This is a genomic window from Empedobacter sp. UBA3239, from assembly GCF_002362875.1.
Lineage (GTDB): Bacteria > Bacteroidota > Bacteroidia > Flavobacteriales > Weeksellaceae > Empedobacter > Empedobacter falsenii_B.
This window is the reverse complement of record NZ_DEVJ01000015.1, coordinates 1-20,791: the sequence shown is the minus strand read 5'-3', so window position 1 is coordinate 20,791 and position 20,791 is coordinate 1. Positions and strand designations below refer to the sequence as shown.

Here is a 20,791-nt window from a genome sequence, read left to right as displayed (position 1 = left end):
TTAACAAATTATTAATTTAATTAATTGTTAAACATCGAAAAAAGTATAGTTAGTTCTGTGTAAACAGAACTAACTATTTTATATTTGCATGGTTTTGTAGATTATACAATTATGAATATAAAAAATCAAGCATGTAATTTGGATCTTTTTTGCAGCTATAGTGCTTTTTTGGAGAGAACTTATGGTTTTCCTCCATTGACGGCTAAGTTGCAAGCATACATGATTTTAGAATCAGATGAGGAGGGATTTACTTTCGAAGAACTTCTTGAGATTTTTAATGTTAGTAAAAGTTCCTTATCAAACTCTATTAACTACTTACTATCGATGAAACATATCGAATACATAAATAAAATTAACTCTAGAAAAAGATATTTTAGATTAAATTTTAATTATTTGACAGAGAAATTAGATTTTTTATATGAAATGATTTCTCAAGATATAGGTTATACAAATCGAATAAAAGAACATAAACTAGAGAATAATACGCTTTCTAAAAATGTTGAAAATAGGGTCGTTGATATCTATTTGGAACATCTTAATCAAACAAAAGTGATATTAGACGAGACAATACAAAAAATAAATAAAATTCAACTAGAAAATAAGTAAAAGTAATATGAAAAACGTTAACGTTATAATGGTTGGTGCTTTGGCAATAGCTTTGAGTTCTTGTGGAAAGAAAGACAATGCTGCTGCTCAACAAGCACAAGGTCCAACGCCTTATCCGGTGGTTGATGTGCCAACGAAAGTGGTAACGAGTTATGATGAATACCCTGCAAATATTCAAGGTATTGTAAATAATGATGTTCGTGCAAAAATACAAGGATATATTACAGAAGTTTATGTTGATGAAGGTCAATATGTACAAGCTGGTCAACCTTTGTTCAAATTAGAGACAAATGTTTTAACTCAGAATGCGGATGCTTTGAAATCAGGTGTTGGTGCAGCGCAAGCTAATGTAAAAGCGGCTCAGGCTAATGTAAGTGCAGCGCAGGCGGCAGTGCAAGCAGCTCAAGTAGAGGTGAACAAATTAACTCCTTTAGTACAAAAAAACATTATTAGTAATGTACAATTAGAAACTGCAAAAGCTAATCTAGCAAAAGCGCAAGCGAGTTATAATCAAGCTGTAGCTGCTAAGTCTCAAGCGCAGGCTGGTGTTACTCAAGCGCAAGCAAGTTACAAAGGAGCTCAAGCAAATGTAGATTATTCTGTTGTTAGAGCACCTATTAGTGGAGTGGTTGGTTCTATTAATTCTCGTCAAGGGACATTAGTTGGTCCTACGGATCAAGTTCCAATTACTACAGTTTCAAATACAAGTAGAGTATATGCTTATTTCTCAATGAATGAGAGAGATTATTTAAATTTTATTTCAAAAACTGAAGGAACAACTTTAAAAGATAAATTAAATAAAATTCCAGCGGTTGATTTAGTATTAGCAAATGGAGAAGTTTATCCTGAAAAAGGAAAAATCCAAACAGTAACTGGTCAAATTAATCCTGTAACTGGAACAATAGATTTCCGTGTATCGTTTAACAACGAATCAAGATTGTTAGCAAACGGAAACTCAGGACGTATCCGTGTTCCTAAAACTTATGTAGATGCAACAGTAGTTCCTGCTGCTGCAACATTTGAGCAACAAGGTTTAACTTATGTTTACAAAGTAAGAAATGACTCTGCAATTGCTACAACAGTTAATATTTTAGACAAAACAAATGGTCTTGTTGTAGTTAAAGACGGAGTTAAAAAAGGAGATAAAGTGGTTGCACAAGGTGTTGGTAAATTAAGAGATAAAACACCTATTAAACCTACAACTGCAAATTTTGATCAAATTGTAGAATCTACAAAAACAGTTTTCTAAAAAACGAATTGTATGTTAAAAAAGTTTATTGAAAGACCCGTTCTATCGACGGTAATTTCTATTATTATATTAATATTGGGTGTATTGGGATTGATTATTATTCCAGTTACTCAGTATCCGGATATTGCTCCTGCAACTGTTCAGATCACTGCATCTTATCCAGGTGCAAATGCGAAGACAGTAATGGAATCTGTTGTAATTCCAATAGAAGAGCAAGTAAATGGGGTTGAGGGAATGGACTACATTCAATCAACTGCATCTAATAACGGTTCAGCAACAACAACAGTTGTTTTTAAACCAGGAGTAGATGGAGATATTGCGCAGGTAAACGTGCAAAACCGTGTTGCTCGTGCAACTCCTTTATTACCTTCAGAGGTAACACGTTCAGGAGTTGTAACGCAAAAGCAACAAACGTCTGCCTTAATGTTTACATCTGTTAGTTCAACTAATCCAAAATATGACCAAAAATATATTCAAAACTATTTGAATATTAATGTTATCCCTGCTTTAAAAAGGGTAAATGGTGTAGGTGATGCAACAGTTTTTGGAGCAATGACTTACTCTATGCGTATTTGGTTAAATCCATCTCGTATGGCTAGCTATGGATTGGTTCCTTCTGATGTTTCTGCTGCATTATCACAAGAATCTTTAGAGGCTGCAGCTGGAGCTTTAGGGCAAAATGCTGGACAATCTTTTGAGTATGCAATTACATATTCTGGACGTTATAAAACGGAAGATCAATACCGTAATATTGTTATAAAATCATTAGGTAATGGTCAAGTTTTAAGATTACAAGACGTTGCAGATATTGAGTTTGGTGCACAAACATATTCTAGTACATCTGAAATGAATGGTAATCCATCTGCTGTATTTGCAGTTTACCAAACACCAGGTTCTAATGCACAAGATATCATTAATAACTTAAGAATTGAACTTGAGAATGCATCTAAACAATTTCCAGATGGTATATCATATACTATTTTAATGGATACGAATACATTCTTAGATGCTTCTATTGAGAAGGTAATTCATACAATGATTGAGGCATTTATATTAGTATTTATTGTTGTATATATCTTCTTACAAGATTTCCGTTCAACATTAGTACCGTTAATTGCTGTACCTGTTTCTATTATTGGTACATTCTTTTTCTTAAACTTAGCAGGTTTCTCATTAAACTTGTTAACGTTATTTGCCTTAGTTCTCGCCATTGGTATTGTGGTGGATGATGCCATTGTTGTTGTGGAAGCTGTTCACGCTAGGATGGAATCTCATCATGAAACACCTTTAGATGCAACTAAGAATGCAATGGACGAAATTTCTGGAGCTATTATCTCTATTACGTTAGTAATGTGTGCGGTATTTGTTCCTGTAACATTTATTTCTGGTCCAACAGGAGTTTTCTATAAACAATTTGGTATTACTTTAATTGTTTCTATTTTAATTTCTGCTTTAAATGCCTTAACATTATCTCCAGCATTATGTGCTTTATTCTTAAAAGCTCATGAAGAAGGAGAACACAAACGTAATTTTGTTCAACGTTTATTTGATGCTTTCAATACAGCGTTTGATACAATGACAAATAAATACGGAAGATCATTTAAGTTTTTATTTAAACATAAATGGATTTCATTTATCATCATTATTGCTTCTGCTTTCGGAATTTATGGAATTGGTAAAATGATGCCATCAGGATTCGTACCAACAGAGGATAATGGATTCATTATTGGTAATATCGAATTACCAGCCGGTGCTTCTATGGACCGTGTTTATGAAGTAGAGAGAGAATTCCAACAAAAAATAAAAGATATCCCAGGAGTTGATAAAGCAACAATTATTTCTGGTAACTCTATTATTAATGGTGCGGGATCTAACTACGGTATGATGTTCGTAAAATTAAAACCATTCGAAGAGCGTACAACAGATGATTTACAGGTAAATACTATTATTGGTAAATTATTTGGAGCTGCTGCTCAAATTCCAGATGCTCAAATGATTTTCTTCCAACCACCAGCAATTCCTGGTTTTGGTATGTCATCTGGTTTCGAATTAAAGTTAATGGATAAAACCGGAGGAGAAATTAATGACTTTAATAAATTCGCTAATGAATATATTGGTGCATTAATGCAAAGACCTGAGATTTTATATGCTCAATCTTCTTTAAATACTAATTTCCCTCAATATGAAATTGATATTAATATCGAAAGAGCAAAACAATCAGGTGTTTCAGTTAGTTCAATTTTCTCTACATTACAAGGATATATTGGAGGTTTATATGCAGCAGATTTTACACGTTTTGGTAAACAATACCGTGTTTATATTCAAGCATTACCAGAAGATCGTATCAACGAAATGAGTTTAAATAAAATGTTCGTTAAAACAACAGATGGAACAATGACTCCAGTATCACAGTTTGTAATATTAAACCGTGTATATGGACCAAACTCTATTAACCGTTTTAACTTATTTACGAATACAAATATTAGTGGGGCTGTAAAACCAGGTTATTCTACAGGTGATGCGATTAATGCAATTAACGAAGTTAATGCACAAGTATTATCTGCTAATTATGGAACAGATTTCTCTGGTTTAACTCGTGAAGAGGTAAATGCAGGTTCACAAACAGTATTAATCTTTGCATTATGTATTGTGTTTGTTTACTTTATTTTATCTGCACAATATGAATCGTACGTATTACCATTAGCAGTATTATTATCTGTACCATGTGGTATTATGGGAGCATATTTATCTCAGTGGTTAGCTGGTCTTGAAAATAACATTTATTTCCAAATTGCCTTAATCATGTTAGTTGGTTTATTAGCTAAAAATGCGATTTTGATTGTAGAGTTCGCTTTACAAAGACGTGCACACGGAATGACAATTGTTCAAGCTGCTATTGATGGTGCAAAAGCACGTTTACGTCCAATCTTAATGACATCTTTCGCCTTTATTTTAGGTTTAATGCCATTAGTTGTTGCAACAGGAGTTTCTTCTGCTGGTAACCGTTCAGTTGGTACTGGAGCAGCATTTGGATTATTAATCGGAACAGTTTTAGGGGTATTCGTAATTCCAGTATTGTTTGTTATTTTCCAAACATTACAAGAGAAAATCAAACCAATGAAATTTGACCGTCCACAAGGAGAAGTTGAACATAATAATTCAATCTAATTATGAAAAAGTATAGAATATTAAATATTACTTTAATTGCTACTGGATTGTTTGCTGTTCAGTCTTGTTTCGTAGCAAAAGATTATCATCGTCCTGAAGCTGTTGTAAATGAAGCAAATTTCAGAACAGATGTTATTGCAAAAGACAGTGCAAGTGTTGCAACTGTTTCTTGGAAACAAATTTTTACAGATACTCAATTACAAGCTTTGATTAATCAAGGTTTACAAAATAATTTAGATATACGTTCAGCACTGCAAAATATTGCAGTCGCTGAAGCGTATGCTAAACAAGGTAAAGCAGGTTATTTACCAACTTTATCTGTTGGACCAAAATATACATTTACAGAAAGTTCAGTAAATACTCAGTTTGGGGCAGCTATTGCTAACCAAGGAGGTAAAAGAGCTGCAAACCAATATGAAGTTTCAGGTAACTTAAGTTGGGAAGCAGATATTTGGGGTAAAATCAGAAGTAATCAACGTGCATCTGCTGCAACTTATTTACAAACCGTAGAAGCGCACAAAGCGGTAAAAACACAAATTGTTGCTTCTATTGCAAATGCGTATTACAACTTATTGGCTTTAGATGAGCAAAAAAGAATTTTAGATAAAACTTTAATCAACCGCGAGCAAAGTTTAGAAACAACGAAAGCTTTGAAAGAAGCTGGTAATGTTACAGAAGTTGCAGTTAACCAAACAGAAGCGCAATTGTTCAATGTGAAATCATTATTGGTTGACGTCGAAAATGGAATTAAGATGAATGAAAATGTGATGAGTATTTTGTTAGGAACAAATCCTCAATCTATTAATCGTACAAACTTAGCTTCTCAAAAAATTGACGAAAAATTATCTGTTGGTGTTCCAGCTCAATTATTAGAAAATCGTCCTGATATCAAAGCTGCAGAGTTTGGATTGATGAACGCTTTTGAGAATGTTAACGTTGCGAATGCAAGTTTTTATCCTTCTCTTTCTATTACTGCAACAGGTGGTGTACAAGGAATTGATATCGATAAATTGTTTAGTGCGCAATCTTTATTTGCGACGGTTATCGGTAGCTTAACTCAGCCTTTATTACAACAACGTAAATTGCGTACCCAAAAAGAAGTTGCTTTAGCAAATCAAGAAAATGCTTTGATTAATTATAAAAGCAAAATCTTAAATGCAAGTAAAGAGGTTTCTGATGCGTTATACACATACGATGCAGCAACGAAGAAAGCTGAATATAAACAAAAAGAATATCAATTATACAATCAAGCAATTACCTATTCTGAAGAATTGTTAAACTACGGTATGGCAAACTATTTAGAAGTAATTACAGCAAGAGACAATGGGTTGAATGCTGAATTGAATGTTGTTGATGCGAAATTATCATCTTTATCATCAATGGTCGAATTATATCGCGCTGTTGGAGGTGGATGGCAATAAGCAATTCTAATCTTAAGAAAAAAACCTCTCAAATATTTGAGAGGTTTTTTTATACTTCTATTTCTCTAAAACTTCGCAATGAATAATATTGTGAGAAGTTCCTACAAATTCTATTAACCAATTTTCAGTAGTTTCTTCAATTCGATTTTCATCTTTCCAAATTAGATAATCAAATGAAATTGGAATCGAAACAAATTTACTTTTTGGATGAGAAGCAAGTTCACTCAAATCTTCTTCAATTTTTTGTTCCATTTCAAATAAATCTTTTGGTTTTGATTTATGAAAACTATAATAATCAATCGCGATTAATTCTAATATAATTTTGTCGTTTGTAAATGTTTGCGCAAAATCGTAAATCGTTTGAAAAACATCGTTCAAGGTATGTTTGTGAAACAAATGATGCTGCTCAAAATATTGTCCTAATCCCATCAAATAATCGAAAATAGAATACTTTTGACTAATATATTTCAGCGTTTCTGGCGTTCTTGGTTTGTTCCAATAAATCTCCAGAGCATTTTCTAAAGCAGTAATATTTTCTAAATCATTTTCACTTAAAAAATCACTTTTTATAATTTGATAAGGCGGCATTGGATCAAAATGGTAACCATAGTTTTCATATTTTTGACGAACTGGAGTCCCTTTCAGAAATTTCAGAAAACCTAATTGCAATTCTGGTGGATATAGTTTAAAGGTTTCTTCGAAACTAAATTTCAAATCATCAATATATTCCAAAGGTAAACCAACAATTAAATCTAAATGCATCTCAATACGATCTTTCAATTGATTGATAACATTTGACGTTTTTTCAAAATTTTGCTTGCGCGAAACTTCTCGATTACTTTGTTGATTAACGGTTTGAATTCCGATTTCGAAACGGAAAAGATTTTTTGGAACATTTTCGTTGATGAATTTTATAATATCAGGATGAACAATATCTGCTGTAATCTCGAACTGAAAAACATTTCCTTCACGATAATGATCCAAAATAAATTGAAACAATTCGATCGTAAAATCACGTTTTATATTAAATGTTCGATCCAAAAACTTAATTGTTTTTCCATGCTTCATCAAATACAACAAATTTTCTTTAATGGTTTCCATCGGCAAATAGCGCATTTTATTGTCTAAACTTGCTAAACAAAACTCACATTTATAAGGACATCCACGAGAAGTTTCGATGTAACAAACCTTCTTTTCCAAATCCGCTGGATTATCGTATTGATAAGGATTTCGACCTTTTAATCGATTAATATCAAATTGAATATTTTGTGCATTGAAAACAACTTTGTTCTCTTTTTTGTAAACTAAATTCGGTACATTTTCTATTGCGGGATAATTTGCTGCAAATTCCTCGAACGGAATTTCTCCTTCACCTACAATGATATAGTCGATATAATCATTTGCAATCACATCATCATATTCGTAACTAACTTCTGGTCCACCCAACAAAATTTTAGTTTCAGGAGAAATTTGTTTGATTCGTTTACAAACTTCTAACGTCTGCGTAATATTCCAAATGTAGCAACTAAAACAGATAATATTGTATTTAACGCATTTTTCTGCAACTTCATCAAAGTCAGATTTAATCGTAAATTCTTTCCAAAAAATATTTCCATGATGATGATTTAAATCGTACAAAATACGAATTGCCAAATTGAGGTGAATATATTTTGCGTTTAAAGTCGTTAATAAAATTGATGATTGCATAATTTGTAATTGATTTGCAAAAATAATAATTAAAAACCTATCGCTGTACCGCCCAAAGAAACACTTGTTTTGTTATATTTTGTAGGCGTTTTTTTCTTTTTCACTTTGATTGAAAAAATAACAGGTTCTAATGGTAATTCGTTCTTTGTTTCAAATTCACTAATTTTCATGACTTTGTCTAAACCTTTTGTAATTTCTCCAAAAACTGTAAAATCATGATCTAAACGAGGCTGTCCGCCATTTTTTAAATATTCAGCGCGTTGTTCTGCTGTAAATTTGATTCCTTTTTTAGTTTCCAAATCATCTAATTCTTTCGCTGTAATTTTTTTTCCTACAACAAAATAAATTTGATTGTAATAAGAAGCTTTTTCTTTATTTCCATCTCGACCAGCACCTAAAGCTCCCATTTTATGAAAAGCTTTCGGATTAAATTCTGGCGCTAAACGAATCGGTTTTTGCTCTGGATGTTCGGCTTCTCGCGCCAAAATAGGATCATCTAATTCGCCTCCTTGAATGACGAAATCTTTCACAACTCTGTTAAATTGTGCATTTGTATAAGTTCCTTTATTAATCTCACTCAAAATCAAATCGCGATGTTTGGGAGTGAAATCATATAACATTACATCAAATTTTCCGTAATTAGTTTTGAATTTTAAAGTATAGGTTTGCGCAGAAACAAAACTCGAAATTGAAAATCCAATTCCGAGAGCAATATTTTTTAATAATCGATGATTCATTGTAAATTTTCTTGTTCTAAAGATAACAACAAATATAGAAATCTGAATGATTTTAAGCTAAATTCATAATCATAATTAAACTTCCAACACCAATAATTACCCATAAAATAATCGCCATTAATAACGGTTTGTAGCCGATATTTTTCATCATTTTGAATGATAAACTTGTGCCGATTAAGAATAATGTAAGCGTAAGAGCAGCTTTAGATAGATCGATAATAATTGGACTAAATTGATGGACAAAAGGTACATAGGTATTCACACAAATAGCGATTAAAAATAGACCAATAAACCACGGAATATTAATTTTTGATGTGTTGTTTTTGAAAAACAATAAGGTTAAAAACGATAATGGAATAATCCAAAGTGCGCGAGCTAATTTCACTGTTGTAGCGATTTGTAAAGCTTCTTCTCCGTATTTACTTGCTGCTCCAACGACAGAACTTGTGTCGTGAATTGCGATAGCGCACCATAAACCAAATTCGTGTTGAGATAAGTTGAATAAATGTCCAAGCGGTGGGAAAATCAATAATGCAATTGAGTTTAATGTGAAAACTACTGCTAAAGCAACCGAAATTTGATTGGGTTTTGCTTTTGTAATTGGCGCGATTGCAGCGATTGCACTTCCTCCGCAAATTGCTGTTCCAGCGGAAATTAGGTAGCCTGTAGCTTTTTCAATTTTGAAGAGTTTGGTAAATAAAAATCCTAAAATCATCAACGTAGAAATACTTACAACGGTGAATACAATTCCTTCTTTTCCTGCTTGTATAGCCGAAAAAATATTCATTCCGAATCCTAAACCTACCACAGCAACTTTCAGTAAAGTGTTTGATACTTTTCGTGATTGTACTTCGTATGGATTTCCAAATATTTGCGCAACAACAAATCCTAAAACTAATGCGATAGGAGAGCTTATAAAAGGCATTAAACATAGAAATGCACAAATTAAAAAGATAACTTTTTGTGTAGTGAATTGTTGAAATAAGCCTTTTTCTGAATGTATAATTTTCATGATTTGAATAATTTTATGGTACAAATTTCTTGTACTTATTATTCAAAAAGAAATGATAAAAAGTAATCTATTATTACTTTAAGTTATAAATATTGCAAAAATTAATAAACAAATTCACCAATTTAGATTGATCACCTTCTGGAATGATAAAATTGAAATTACGTTCTATCACAAGGTTTTTAATGTCAATAATAGTTAAAGTTTGATTTTTAAGTTCTTGTAAAATAGATTGAATTGATAAAAACGCTAAAGCATCAGAATGTAACACATACGATTTTATACTTTCTGTACTTCCCAATTGAATTTCGATATTGAGTTCATTTAGCTTTATATTTTTCGATTTTAAAGCTAAATCAATGGTTTCTAAAGTTCCAGAACCAGGTTCCCGAAAAACCAACGGAATGTTCTTTAAATCATCTAATTTGATATTATTTTTGGTAAAAATAGAATGATTTTGACGAGAAACTAACACAATTTCATCTTTCATAAACGGAAAATAATGAAACGTTCTATTTTTGATTTGAGCTTCAATTAAACCGACATCGATTTTATGATTTCCTAATAATTCTTCAATTCTTTCCGAATTTTGAATCACCAAACTCAATTGAATTTCAGGAAATCTTTTTCGAAATTCTGCCAAAATAGGAGGTAATACATATTGCGCAATTGTCGTACTTGCACCCAAACGTAAAATTCCTTTTTGTTTTTCTTGTAATTGCCCAATTTCAAATTCCATTTTTTGATAAACAGAAAAAATTTCTTCTGTATATTTTAATAGAATTTCACCAGCTTTGGTCAATTTTATTTTCGTCCCATTTCGTTCAAATAACTTAATGTTAAGATTTAATTCAATTTCTTTAATGTGTTTTGTAACAGCTGGTTGTGTTATGTTTAATTCGTTTGCTGCTTTCGTGAAATTCAATCGTTTAGCAACCGTATCAAAAACTTTTAATCTAAAATCGAACATAAGAAATTATTGAAATAAGCTTAAATTGTATTGCTTTACCAAATCCAAAATCATATGATATCCAGCTGCGGAATTCCCATGTTCGTCAAGTGCAGGACTGAAAACGCCGATACCAATTTTGTTTGGAACGGAAACGGTAATTCCGCCACCAACGCCAGATTTACTTGGTAAACCAACGGTGCGTGAATATTTGCCACTAAATTCATACATTCCAGCAGTCAACATTTGAGATTGAATTAACTGTGAGATTTCTGGATTTTTATACGTTGCATCACCATCAAAACGTGTGCATTGATGCGCAAAGAAATAACCAATTTTAGCTAAATCTTCGGCAGTTACTTCGATAGAACATTGTTTGAAATAGTTGTTCAACTTTTCTTCATCACCTTCAATCAAGCCATTATTTTTCATCAAATAAAACATTCCACGATTTTTGTGTCCCGTTTCTTTTTCAGAATTATAAACGGATTTGCTATAATCTATCGAATTATTTTTGGTGATGTAGCGAACCATTTCAAGGATTTTTTTGAAAGGAATTTCACCTTCACCATCAATCATAGAAGTTGTTAAAATCGCACCAGCATTCATCATTGGATTCAGAGGTTTTCCTGTCGTTTCAAGGTTTGCGTAATGATTAAATGGTTTATCTGTTCCGAAATAACCCATTTTAGAAAATACATTTTTCTCCCCTTTTTCTGTAACAGCAATCATCAACGCAATGATTTTAGAAATACTTTGAATTGTAAATTTTTGATTGATATCGCCAACATTTATCACTTTACCATTTTCATTAACTACAGAAAAAGCAATTTTATCCGCTTGCATTTTTCCTAATTCTGGAATATAATCGGCAACTTTTCCTTCTTTGTAAAAAGCTTTATTTCTCTCAAGAATATCGTTTAATGTTTTTTCATTAATCTGTAAACTTCTCGAACTATTTTTTGACATATTTTGTCCATAAACAGTTTGATTAATTGGATTAAAACATGTTAAAGTAAGACTTAGAAGTAATGTTGAGAATGTATATCGTTTCATTTTATTTGATGTAAAACACAAACTTAAAAAATATTTGGTTGATTCGCCGAGATAAAATAGTTTTATATAAAATGTAGAATCTAAAATTTATAAAAAAATGAAATATTTCGTCCTATTGTTATCGAGTTTGTCTTTTGCGCAAACCTATCAAGTGATTAATGAGGAAAATTCGTCTGTTAGTTACCGAGGTTTGGCTTTTCAGGATGCAAAAACGTTTATTGTTTCTGGCTCAAAAAATACAATTGGTAAAACGATAGATGGTGGTAAAACATTTAGTTGGATTAATCCGAAAGTTGTTGAAAATAGAGATTTTAGAGATGTAGAAGTTTTAGGAAAAGATAATTATTTAGCTTTAGGAATTGATTCTCCTGCTTATATTTTGCAAACGAAAGATGGCGGAAAATCATGGAATAAAATGTATGAAAATAATGAAAAAGGTATTTTTTTAGATGCAATTTATGTGGATAAAACTTCGAAGAAAATTACTGTCTTGGGCGATCCAATGTCATCAGATAAACCATTTGTAATAACTTCTTCAATTACTGATCCGACAAAATGGGAAGTTTCAATATCGTTTCATGGTCAACCTTTGCGTCTAAAAAATTCGAAAGAAGCTTTTTTTGCTTCAAGTGGGAGTAATTTATATGTAGATGCAAAACAAACCTTGATTGTTACAGGAGGAGAGTTGTCGAATTTATACTATTATACACCCAAAGGTGGACAAATTTATGCGTTAGAGAAAACAAAAAGTTCTACTTCTGGAATTAATGGAATGGCTTATGACGTAACAAATAATGTAGGATACTTGGTTGGTGGAGATTTTACAAAACCAGAAGATTCGAGCTATAATTTCTATAAATTTAAGTTGACAAATGGTAAAATTGCTTTTCAAGATTCATGGAAATATCCAACAGGATATAAATCTGGTGTAACAATTATTTCAAAAGATAAAGTCTTGGTTTGTGGATATTCAGGAGTGGATTATTCAGCAGATGGAGGACATAATTGGACAAATATCACAAAAGATAGTTACAATAAGTGTACAGTTTCGCCAGATAAGAAATATGTGATTTTGGTGGGGAATAAAGGAAAGATTGGAAAAGTTACGTTATAAATATTTTCTAAAATTAAAATTAGATTAGAAATTGATTTTCAATTTTATAAATATTAGTTTCTTATTAAATTTGAATAACCTAATACAATTCATAGTAAAGGGTGGTTAGTAGTTTTTTTAGTAAAAGTTCAGATATTTTTATCTGAACTTTTTTTGTTAAAATTATTCTTAAAGTTGAGAATTAATTCTTCTTATGATTTCATAATCTTTAACTTTAATAAAATTCAATCTAAAAAATATTCAAAATGAAAAGAAGTGCAAAAGCAGTTTGGAATGGTTCGGTCACAGAAGGATCAGGAACATTAACCACACAAAGTACAGTATTAGATAATACACAATATTCGTTCAAAAGTCGATTTGAAGAAGGAGTAGGAACAAACCCAGAAGAACTTCTGGCAGCGGCTCATGCAGGTTGTTTTACTATGAAAACTTCTGCATTACTTGGTGACGCAGGTTATACAGTAGAAAAATTAGAAACCGATTGTAAAATTGTTTTTGAAGGAGGAAAAGTTGTTCGATCAGAATTAAGCTTAACAGCAAAAATTCATTCGATTACAGATGAAGAATTTCAGAAAATAGCAAAAGAAGCAGAAGAAACCTGTCCGATTAGTGTTTCATTTAGTTTCGAAAAAATATTGGTTTCTGCAGTTTTAGTTGAATAAATTGTTAGAATCAAAATAAAAAATCCAACAAGTTACTTGTTGGATTTTTTTGTTATTTCAAAACAGGAATTTCGATGTAAGAATCGTGATAAATTCGTTGTGTTTGTTTCAAGAAATCTTTCGCGGTTGCTTCATAAACATTCATAAATTGTTGCGGATTGCGGTCTGCTAAAGGAAACCATGTATTCTGAACTTGAATCATAATACGATTTCCTTTCTTGAAAGTATGTCCAACATCTGGCATAGAATACGTTACATTTGTTTTCTGATTAGGAACCATTGCTTCAGGCTTTTCAAAACTATTTCGGTATTTTCCTCGCATAATTTCGGCACGAATCAAATTTTGATATCCAGCCATCAATTTTCCGTTATATTTTGGTGTATCTTCAGGAAAAACATCAATCAATTTTACTACATAATCAGCATCTGTTCCTGTTGATGAAACAAATAAATGATTGATAATTGGACCTGTAATTGTCATATCTTCCGTTAAAATATCGGTTTGATAAACCATAACATCAGGACGAGTTGACGCAAATCGTTGATCATCGACCATATATTCTCGTGGACGACTTTCTAAAACACCACCTTGATATGGAACAGGATTATTTGGATCTGCTACATATTCATCAAAACTTGTATTATTAGTCTGTTGAAAAGATATTTTTCCGTTGGCTTGCAAATACATTTTCTGAGTTGTCACATTCTTTGGTGGCCAAGTATCAAACTGTTTCCATTCGTTAGAACCTGTGATAAAGATTTGCGCTTCTGTCGGTTTGAAATTTCCTTTATCTTTTAAATAATAATTGAAAAAAGGTAATTCAATTTGTTGCTGATAATATTCACCTGTTGGCGTTCCAAACTGCATATCGCCAAACGTATCGGCTTTAGAGCGAACCCAACCACCATGAAACCAAGGTCCAGCTACCAAAATATTTGTCGCATTCGGATTTTGTTTTTCAATCGCTTTATAGGTTTCAAAAGCACCATAAACATCCTCAGCGTCAAAGAAACCACCAACCGTCATCACAGCAGGTTTCACATTGGTAAGATGTGGCAAAGGATTTCGATCTTGCCAAAATTGATCATAATCAGGATGTGCAAACAAATCATTGTAGAATTTGATATTATCTTGGAAATATTTATCCTTCAATTCCTTTACAGATCCGCCTTCCAAATAAAAACGGTAATTATCTTTGATTGGATATTCTAATGATTTTGGACCTTTATCTGGCGTAATTGGTTGCGGACGTTTCACACCAAATGACGACATAAATTTGAAAGAATCATTCAGAAATAAAACACCATTGTGATGAAAATCGTCGCCTAAAAACCAATTCGTAACTGGTGCTTGTGGCGAAACAGCTTTTAGCGTTGGATGTGAATTAACCAAACTCATTGTCGAATAAAAACCAGGATAAGAAATTCCGTATATTCCAGCTTTTTGGTTGTAATTTTTCATGTTTTTTGCCAACCATTCCAATGTATCGTAGGTGTCTGTACTTTCGTCAATCACCTTTTTATTTTTCGTTTTATTAACAGGTCGTACATCTTCAAATTCACCCTCGCTCATCCATTTTCCTCTCACATCTTGGTAGACGAATATAAATCCTTCACGCATTTCTGCAGGGAAATTGCCAAGCGATTTTTTATACTCATTTGCTCCGTAAGGCGCAGCTGTATAAGGTGTTCGATGAAGTAAAACAGGATATTTCTTGGTTTGATCTTTTGGCGTATAAATAGCCGTAAACAATTTCGTTCCATCTCGCATCGGAATCAATTGTTCGGTCTTTTCATAATGCTCTCTAACATAGGCAGAATCTGCTTTTGCATCTTGCGCATAGCTAATTCCACTCATCAAAATAAGACTAAGTAGAGTTGCTTTTTGAGTAAATTTTTTCACGTATTTATCAATTTTACAATACTATAAATGTAAAAAACTTTTATTTTTTTAAAGTATAAATCGAATTATTTTCTACAAATGATTTCAATATCGATAAAGTTTTAATTATTTTTTATGAATTCGAAAATTCGAACACTTTTTTTGATTAAATTAGTTAGCCAAAATCAATTGAAATGAAGTTAACTGCAAAAGCAACAATTCAAATTCAGAAATCTAAAAATGAAGTTTTTGATGCGATTGTTAATCCAAATAAAATGAATCAATATTTTATCGCTTCTTCTACAGGTGCTATCGAAACTGGAAAAATTGTTGAATGGAAATTCCCTGAGTTTGATGATATTTTTCCTGTAATGGGAGGCGATTTAAAACAAGATGAATACATTTCTTTTGATTGGAGCGGTGGAGTTGATGATATGTTGGTGGAGATTTTTCTCGAAATAGGAGAAAATGATTCGACAATTGTTAAAGTCATTGAACATGAAATGAATGATGATGAAGCTGGAATTAAGCAATTGATGGGACAAACAGAAGGTTGGGCTAATTTCTTGGCTTGTCTGAAAGCTTATCTCGAATACGGAATTAATTTGCGCAAAGGTGCTTTTGATTTTATGAAACCTTAAAAATCAACAAAAGACATACGTATGATCACAATTGAAACAATAATAAATGCTCCAATAGATCAAGTTTGGAAAGCTTTTAATTCTCCTGAAGATATTGTAAAATGGAATCAAGCTTCTGATGATTGGCATTGTCCGAAAGCAGAAAATGATTTGCAAGTTGGAGGAAAACTAAACAGTACGATGGCTGCAAAAGATGGTAGTTTTCAATTCGAATTTGAAGCTAAATATGACGAAATCATTCCAAATAAATTTATTCGTTACTACATTGCAGATGGTCGCAAGGTTGAAATAAATTTTCATGAAGAGAATAATTTAACCAAAATCACAGAAAAATTTGAACCAGAAAGTCAAAATTCTACTGAAATGCAAAAACAAGGTTGGCAAGCTATTTTGAATAGGTTCAAAAATTATGTTGAATCAAAACGCTAAAAATAGTAGAAGATGGATGAAAATAAATCAAAAATGGTCAAATGGTTTCCGTTGATAAATGTTGTGGAAAGTTTGCAAAAAGCGTTGGAAATGGGATGGAAATCTATTCATGAGATTAAAAATAAAGAAGGAAATCTTCAATTTGCAATTGTAGAAGATCCTGCTGGAGCTGTTTTTGGATTAGCAAATGCTTAAAATATGAAAAAAGTATCGTTTACAGAAGTTATTTATGCGCGACCCAAGCATGTGCATAAAGTAATGATTGCGCCAGATTCGTATAAAATTTGGACGAAACCGTTTAGTGAAACTTCAGATTTTAAAGGAGATTGGTCCGAAGGTTCTCATGTTTATTTCACTTATGAGACCGAGAAAGGTTCGGCTGCGATGATTGCTACTATAGATGAAAATATTGTAGGAAAATCAATCAAAATGCGTCATATAGGAAAGCTGAACGAAGATGGTCAAGAGATTTTTGATGGACCAGAAATTGATGCGTGGAAAAATACAGAAGAAACGTATAAATTGGAAGATGTAGAAGGTCACACACGATTAACCTGTTCGGTAGAAATAGATGATCAGGTTTTTCCAGAAGCTCAAGTCAGAGAAATGTGGATAAATGCACTGCGCAAGTTAAAAGAAATTTGCGAGGATTAATGATGATGACAGATAATTTCACAACTATTGATGAATATATTCTTGGGTTTGATCAAACTAAACAGGAGATTTTAGAAAACATAAGAAAAATTATTCACGAAACTGTACCACAAGCAACAGAAACGATTAATTATAAAATGCCAACATTTCGTTTGAATGGAAATGTTATTCATTTTGCGATGTTTAAAAATCATGTAGTAATTTATCCTGGAGCTGAAACAATCGAACATTTTATAAATGATTTGACCGATTATAAAACATCAAAAGGAGCAATACAACTTCCCTTGGATAAAGCTTTACCGAAGAAATTGTTAAAGGAAATTGTGTTGTATAAAGTTAATTTGATGAAAGATCTAAAAACTGGAGAATGGACAAAATACAATGCAAATTCGACGGAAGCGAATGAGACAATTCAACAAGTTGTAAATGAAACAGAACTTATAAAAGAGTTTAAATGGGGTGGAGATATTTACACGTTCAACAAGAAAAATGTGTTAGCATTTAGTGGCTTCAAAAATCATTTTGCGTTGTGGTTTCAAAATGGTGTTTTCTTGAAAGATCCATACAAAGTTTTGGTGAACGCAAATGAAGAAAAAACGAAAGCTTTGCGTCAATGGCGATTTAATTCTGCCGATGAAATTGATGTCGAAAAATTAAGAGAATATGTCTTAGAAGCGATTCAATTAGTGAAAGATGGAAAAGAAATAAAACCTCAAAAATCTACGCCAAAAGAAGTTGATGGAATTTTGAAAGATGTTTTAAATCAAGATGATAAGTTATTTACTTCATTTAAAGCTTTAATTAATGGAAAACAAAAAGAATACATTGAATATATTGATGAAGCAAAACAAGAGAAAACGAAAATTTCTCGCATCGAAAAAATAAAACCTATGATTATGGAAGGCAAAGGTTTGAATGATAAATACCGAAAATAATGCAATACGAAGTCGCAAATTTAGAAGAATACTTAACGTCAATTCCAGTAGAAAGAAAAGAAGCTGTTGAGAAATTAATTAAAATTTTGGCGGATAATTTACCCGCTGGTTTCGAGTTGCAGTTGAGCTATGGTCATCTTGGGTTTGTTGTGCCGCATTCACTTTATCCGAATGGTTATCATTGCGATCCGAAATCGCCGTTGCCGTTTATCAATATCGCTTCTCAAAAGAATTTTATTGCGTTATATCACATGGGAATTTATATGGACGACAAATTGCTGAATTGGTTTGTTGGTGAATATCCAAAATACTCGAAACGTAAATTAGATATGGGAAAAAGTTGTATTCGTTTCAAAAAAGTGGAAGATATTCCGTTCAAATTAATCGAAGAATTAGCGCAAAAAATTACGCCACAACAATGGATAGAAAATTATGAAAAAGTACTACTTACTCGAAAAAAATAAATCATGTCACAAATCGATAAATTTTTAAAAAAATTAGAAAAAAATAATAACCGCGAATGGTTTACGGAGCACAAAGTTGAATTTGATACGGCAAAAGCGGAAGCAGATTCAATTTTCAATGCAATTTACCAAGAATTAACTAAAAAGGAAGAATTAGAACCGCTCAAAATTTATAGAATTTACAGAGATGTTCGTTTTTCTCACGATAAAACTCCTTATAAAACTCATTTTTCTGCACAAACAGGTCGAAAGAAACCACAAAATAGAGGAGGATATTATTTCCATATTCAACCGAATCGTAATTTTATAGGTGTTGGTTTTTGGGGACCAGAGCGCGATGATTTGCTTCGTATTAGAAAAGATATTGAAGTTTCGGATGAATTAGCGAAGATTTTGCAATCAAAAATGATTCAGAAAGAATTTGGTGAAATGCAAGGAGATGAAGTGAAATCTGCTCCAAAAGGTTTTTCTAAAGATCATGAACGAATTGAATTATTACGTAAAAAGCAATATTTATTCATCAAGAATTTTACGGATGAAGAAGTTTTAGCAAAAGATTTTCCACAGAAAGTGGCAAAATCAATTCAAGTTCTTCAACCATTTTTAGATTATATGACCGAGGTTCTAACAACCGATGAAAATGGTCAACCATTATACTAAAAAAATAACCACAAAAAATACAATATTATGGCTAAAGTACACGCTTACTTAAATTTTAACGGAGATTGCGAAAAGGCATTTCAGTTTTATGAAACTGTTTTTGAAACGCAAAATATTGGGATGTATAAAATGGGAGATATGCCGCCAAGTCCAGAATTTCAGATTCCAGAAAGTGCAAAGGATAAAGTTTCGCATGTGGCATTGTTTATTAATGAAACAACAATGTTAATGGGTTCTGATATTATTGAAGAGTTTGGACATCAATACAAAGCTGTAAATAATAATTACATTATGATTGATGTTGATAATCCCGCAGAAGCGGATCAATTAAATGGTCGTCTTTCGGTAAATGTAAAACGTTAGAAATGCCTTTGGCTGAGCAGTTTTTTGCAGAACTTTATGCGTCTTTTATTGATCAAGTTTGAACATTTTGGATGATTCATTTCGAAGGATATAAAGCACATTCGATGTAAAATAAAATATTGTACTATTATTACAGATTTAATAACGAAATTGAACCTTAATAAAATAAGTATGAAAGATTATCGAATTCATTTTTACAATCAAATTTTGGTGAAATCTTATTTATATCCATGAAATATAGCTTTTTACTTTTAATAATTATTTTTACTTCGTGCAATTCGTATAATGTAAATCGCCTCGAAAAAAATGTTTCTTTAAATGAAAATAATACTGTTCAACTTAATTTAGAGGAACAAAAAATTATGTCATTATAAAGAATGATTTTCCAGAGGGTACAGATAAACTTCATGAAAAAATTGACCAATCTGTAAAAGGATTATTTAATGATGAAAATACGATTGTTAATTCATTAGAGTTTTATGATGAATACTATAAGTCTGATGAATTTATGAATTTTATAAATCATGATACTTACTATGATTATGCATTTATTGTAGAGTTAAAAGTAGAACCGTATATTCAAGTAGCTCAGTATCTAAGTCTTAATAAAGCGAAATTACCTGAAGAAGGAAAAGTAGATATGGCATTGCTTTACAGGTTCTTAATTTAAAAAATAGAGAGTTATTATTTTCTCAGAAAATAAATTTTGAGTTAAATAATACAACATTAACTAAATCTCCAGAATTTATTACTTCTTATGAGGAAAATTATTTTATTAATAATTTTTCAGATATTTTTAGGAATATAATAAATTATTAAAACCGAGTTTAGCTCGGTTTTATTTCGCGCTACATTTTGCGTGATGATATACATGAAAATTGCATGAATTCCCAATAAAACACAATTCATTTGCCTTTTTATGTAGCGAAAGTGCTAACTCAGTTTGTGATGAATCAGAAATAATAATTTCAGGAAATAAATCTATTTTTACAATCTTTCCGCTTCCGTCAGGATTAACTTGCAATGTGGCCTGCGAATGATCTTGGTAAGAAATTACATCAATTTTATGTGCTTTTTGCCCAACA

Annotated in this window: 20 protein-coding genes and 1 pseudogene; 14 read left to right on the top strand and 7 right to left on the bottom strand. The window is 31.7% G+C overall.

What is annotated here, in order from left to right:
• Window positions 1-111: 111 nt before the first annotated feature.
• From B4G36_RS02360 to B4G36_RS02345, 4 genes are read left to right on the top strand one after another with little or no spacing between them, the layout of a single operon-like run.
• Entirely contained in the window at window positions 112-606 is a 495-nt protein-coding gene (locus tag B4G36_RS02360) for a GbsR/MarR family transcriptional regulator (protein WP_291059979.1), read from the top strand.
• 7 nt (window positions 607-613) lie between these two features.
• Window positions 614-1,855 (top strand): efflux RND transporter periplasmic adaptor subunit, encoded by a 1,242-nt coding sequence (locus tag B4G36_RS02355; protein ID WP_291061694.1) that lies wholly within the window; start codon window positions 614-616, stop codon window positions 1,853-1,855.
• A 12-nt stretch (window positions 1,856-1,867) separates the two neighbouring features.
• On the top strand, window positions 1,868-5,023 hold the full coding sequence (locus tag B4G36_RS02350) for an efflux RND transporter permease subunit (RefSeq protein ID WP_291061691.1): 3,156 nt from the start codon (window positions 1,868-1,870) through the stop codon (window positions 5,021-5,023).
• Between the two features lie 2 nt (window positions 5,024-5,025).
• Window positions 5,026-6,444: an efflux transporter outer membrane subunit gene (locus B4G36_RS02345; protein WP_291061689.1), complete on the top strand. Its 1,419-nt coding sequence runs from the start codon at window positions 5,026-5,028 to the stop codon at window positions 6,442-6,444.
• 57 nt (window positions 6,445-6,501) lie between these two features.
• On the opposite strand, the gene B4G36_RS02340 is transcribed toward B4G36_RS02345, so the two are convergent.
• The 5 genes from B4G36_RS02340 to glsA form a co-directional block, all read right to left on the bottom strand.
• On the bottom strand, window positions 6,502-8,151 hold the full coding sequence (locus B4G36_RS02340) for a B12-binding domain-containing radical SAM protein (protein ID WP_219033972.1): 1,650 nt from the start codon (window positions 8,149-8,151) through the stop codon (window positions 6,502-6,504).
• 29 nt (window positions 8,152-8,180) lie between these two features.
• Window positions 8,181-8,888 carry a peptidylprolyl isomerase gene (locus B4G36_RS02335; RefSeq protein ID WP_219033971.1) on the bottom strand — a complete coding sequence of 236 codons (708 nt, stop codon included), beginning with the start codon at window positions 8,886-8,888 and terminating at the stop codon, window positions 8,181-8,183.
• A gap of 52 nt (window positions 8,889-8,940) precedes the next feature.
• Window positions 8,941-9,900 carry a YeiH family protein gene (locus tag B4G36_RS02330; RefSeq protein WP_115000367.1) on the bottom strand — a complete coding sequence of 320 codons (960 nt, stop codon included), beginning with the start codon at window positions 9,898-9,900 and terminating at the stop codon, window positions 8,941-8,943.
• Between the two features lie 73 nt (window positions 9,901-9,973).
• Complete coding sequence (locus B4G36_RS02325; RefSeq protein WP_291061687.1) at window positions 9,974-10,867, bottom strand: LysR family transcriptional regulator; 894 nt, start codon at window positions 10,865-10,867, stop codon at window positions 9,974-9,976.
• Window positions 10,868-10,873: 6 nt separating this feature from the next.
• Window positions 10,874-11,815 (bottom strand): glutaminase A, encoded by a 942-nt coding sequence (glsA, locus tag B4G36_RS02320; protein ID WP_371875726.1) that lies wholly within the window; start codon window positions 11,813-11,815, stop codon window positions 10,874-10,876.
• Between the two features lie 184 nt (window positions 11,816-11,999).
• On the opposite strand from glsA, the gene B4G36_RS02315 reads away from it, so the two are divergent.
• Both B4G36_RS02315 and B4G36_RS02310 read left to right on the top strand, forming a co-directional pair.
• Window positions 12,000-13,016 (top strand): WD40/YVTN/BNR-like repeat-containing protein, encoded by a 1,017-nt coding sequence (locus B4G36_RS02315; RefSeq protein ID WP_291061685.1) that lies wholly within the window; start codon window positions 12,000-12,002, stop codon window positions 13,014-13,016.
• Window positions 13,017-13,261: 245 nt separating this feature from the next.
• Window positions 13,262-13,678 (top strand): OsmC family peroxiredoxin, encoded by a 417-nt coding sequence (locus tag B4G36_RS02310; protein ID WP_291051772.1) that lies wholly within the window; start codon window positions 13,262-13,264, stop codon window positions 13,676-13,678.
• Between the two features lie 52 nt (window positions 13,679-13,730).
• On the opposite strand, the gene B4G36_RS02305 is transcribed toward B4G36_RS02310, so the two are convergent.
• On the bottom strand, window positions 13,731-15,581 hold the full coding sequence (locus B4G36_RS02305) for a CocE/NonD family hydrolase (RefSeq protein ID WP_291061683.1): 1,851 nt from the start codon (window positions 15,579-15,581) through the stop codon (window positions 13,731-13,733).
• A 173-nt stretch (window positions 15,582-15,754) separates the two neighbouring features.
• On the opposite strand from B4G36_RS02305, the gene B4G36_RS02300 reads away from it, so the two are divergent.
• Genes B4G36_RS02300 through B4G36_RS02265 form a run of 8 tightly spaced genes read left to right on the top strand, consistent with a single transcriptional unit; the run spans window position 15,755 to window position 19,706 of the window.
• Window positions 15,755-16,201, top strand: coding sequence for an SRPBCC domain-containing protein (locus B4G36_RS02300; protein WP_291051766.1), 447 nt, complete (start codon window positions 15,755-15,757; stop codon window positions 16,199-16,201).
• Between the two features lie 21 nt (window positions 16,202-16,222).
• Window positions 16,223-16,630 (top strand): SRPBCC family protein, encoded by a 408-nt coding sequence (locus B4G36_RS02295; protein WP_291051763.1) that lies wholly within the window; start codon window positions 16,223-16,225, stop codon window positions 16,628-16,630.
• Window positions 16,631-16,642: 12 nt separating this feature from the next.
• On the top strand, window positions 16,643-16,825 hold the full coding sequence (locus B4G36_RS02290) for a hypothetical protein (protein WP_291051759.1): 183 nt from the start codon (window positions 16,643-16,645) through the stop codon (window positions 16,823-16,825).
• Window positions 16,826-16,828: 3 nt separating this feature from the next.
• Window positions 16,829-17,284: a hypothetical protein gene (locus tag B4G36_RS02285; protein WP_291051756.1), complete on the top strand. Its 456-nt coding sequence runs from the start codon at window positions 16,829-16,831 to the stop codon at window positions 17,282-17,284.
• A 5-nt stretch (window positions 17,285-17,289) separates the two neighbouring features.
• Entirely contained in the window at window positions 17,290-18,219 is a 930-nt protein-coding gene (locus B4G36_RS02280) for a DUF1801 domain-containing protein (protein WP_291061681.1), read from the top strand.
• Window positions 18,219-18,683 carry a DUF1801 domain-containing protein gene (locus B4G36_RS02275; protein ID WP_280045677.1) on the top strand — a complete coding sequence of 155 codons (465 nt, stop codon included), beginning with the start codon at window positions 18,219-18,221 and terminating at the stop codon, window positions 18,681-18,683. The genes B4G36_RS02280 and B4G36_RS02275 overlap by 1 nt, the downstream gene beginning before the upstream one ends.
• Window positions 18,684-18,686: 3 nt before the next feature.
• A complete protein-coding gene (locus tag B4G36_RS02270; RefSeq protein WP_280045675.1) occupies window positions 18,687-19,343 on the top strand; it encodes a DUF2461 domain-containing protein in 657 nt (218 codons plus the stop codon).
• A 27-nt stretch (window positions 19,344-19,370) separates the two neighbouring features.
• Window positions 19,371-19,706, top strand: coding sequence for a VOC family protein (locus B4G36_RS02265; protein WP_291061679.1), 336 nt, complete (start codon window positions 19,371-19,373; stop codon window positions 19,704-19,706).
• Window positions 19,707-20,544: 838 nt separating this feature from the next.
• Here B4G36_RS02265 and B4G36_RS02260 read toward each other — a convergent pair.
• A pseudogene (locus tag B4G36_RS02260) lies at window positions 20,545-20,791 on the bottom strand (osmotically inducible protein OsmC); the annotation flags it as partial.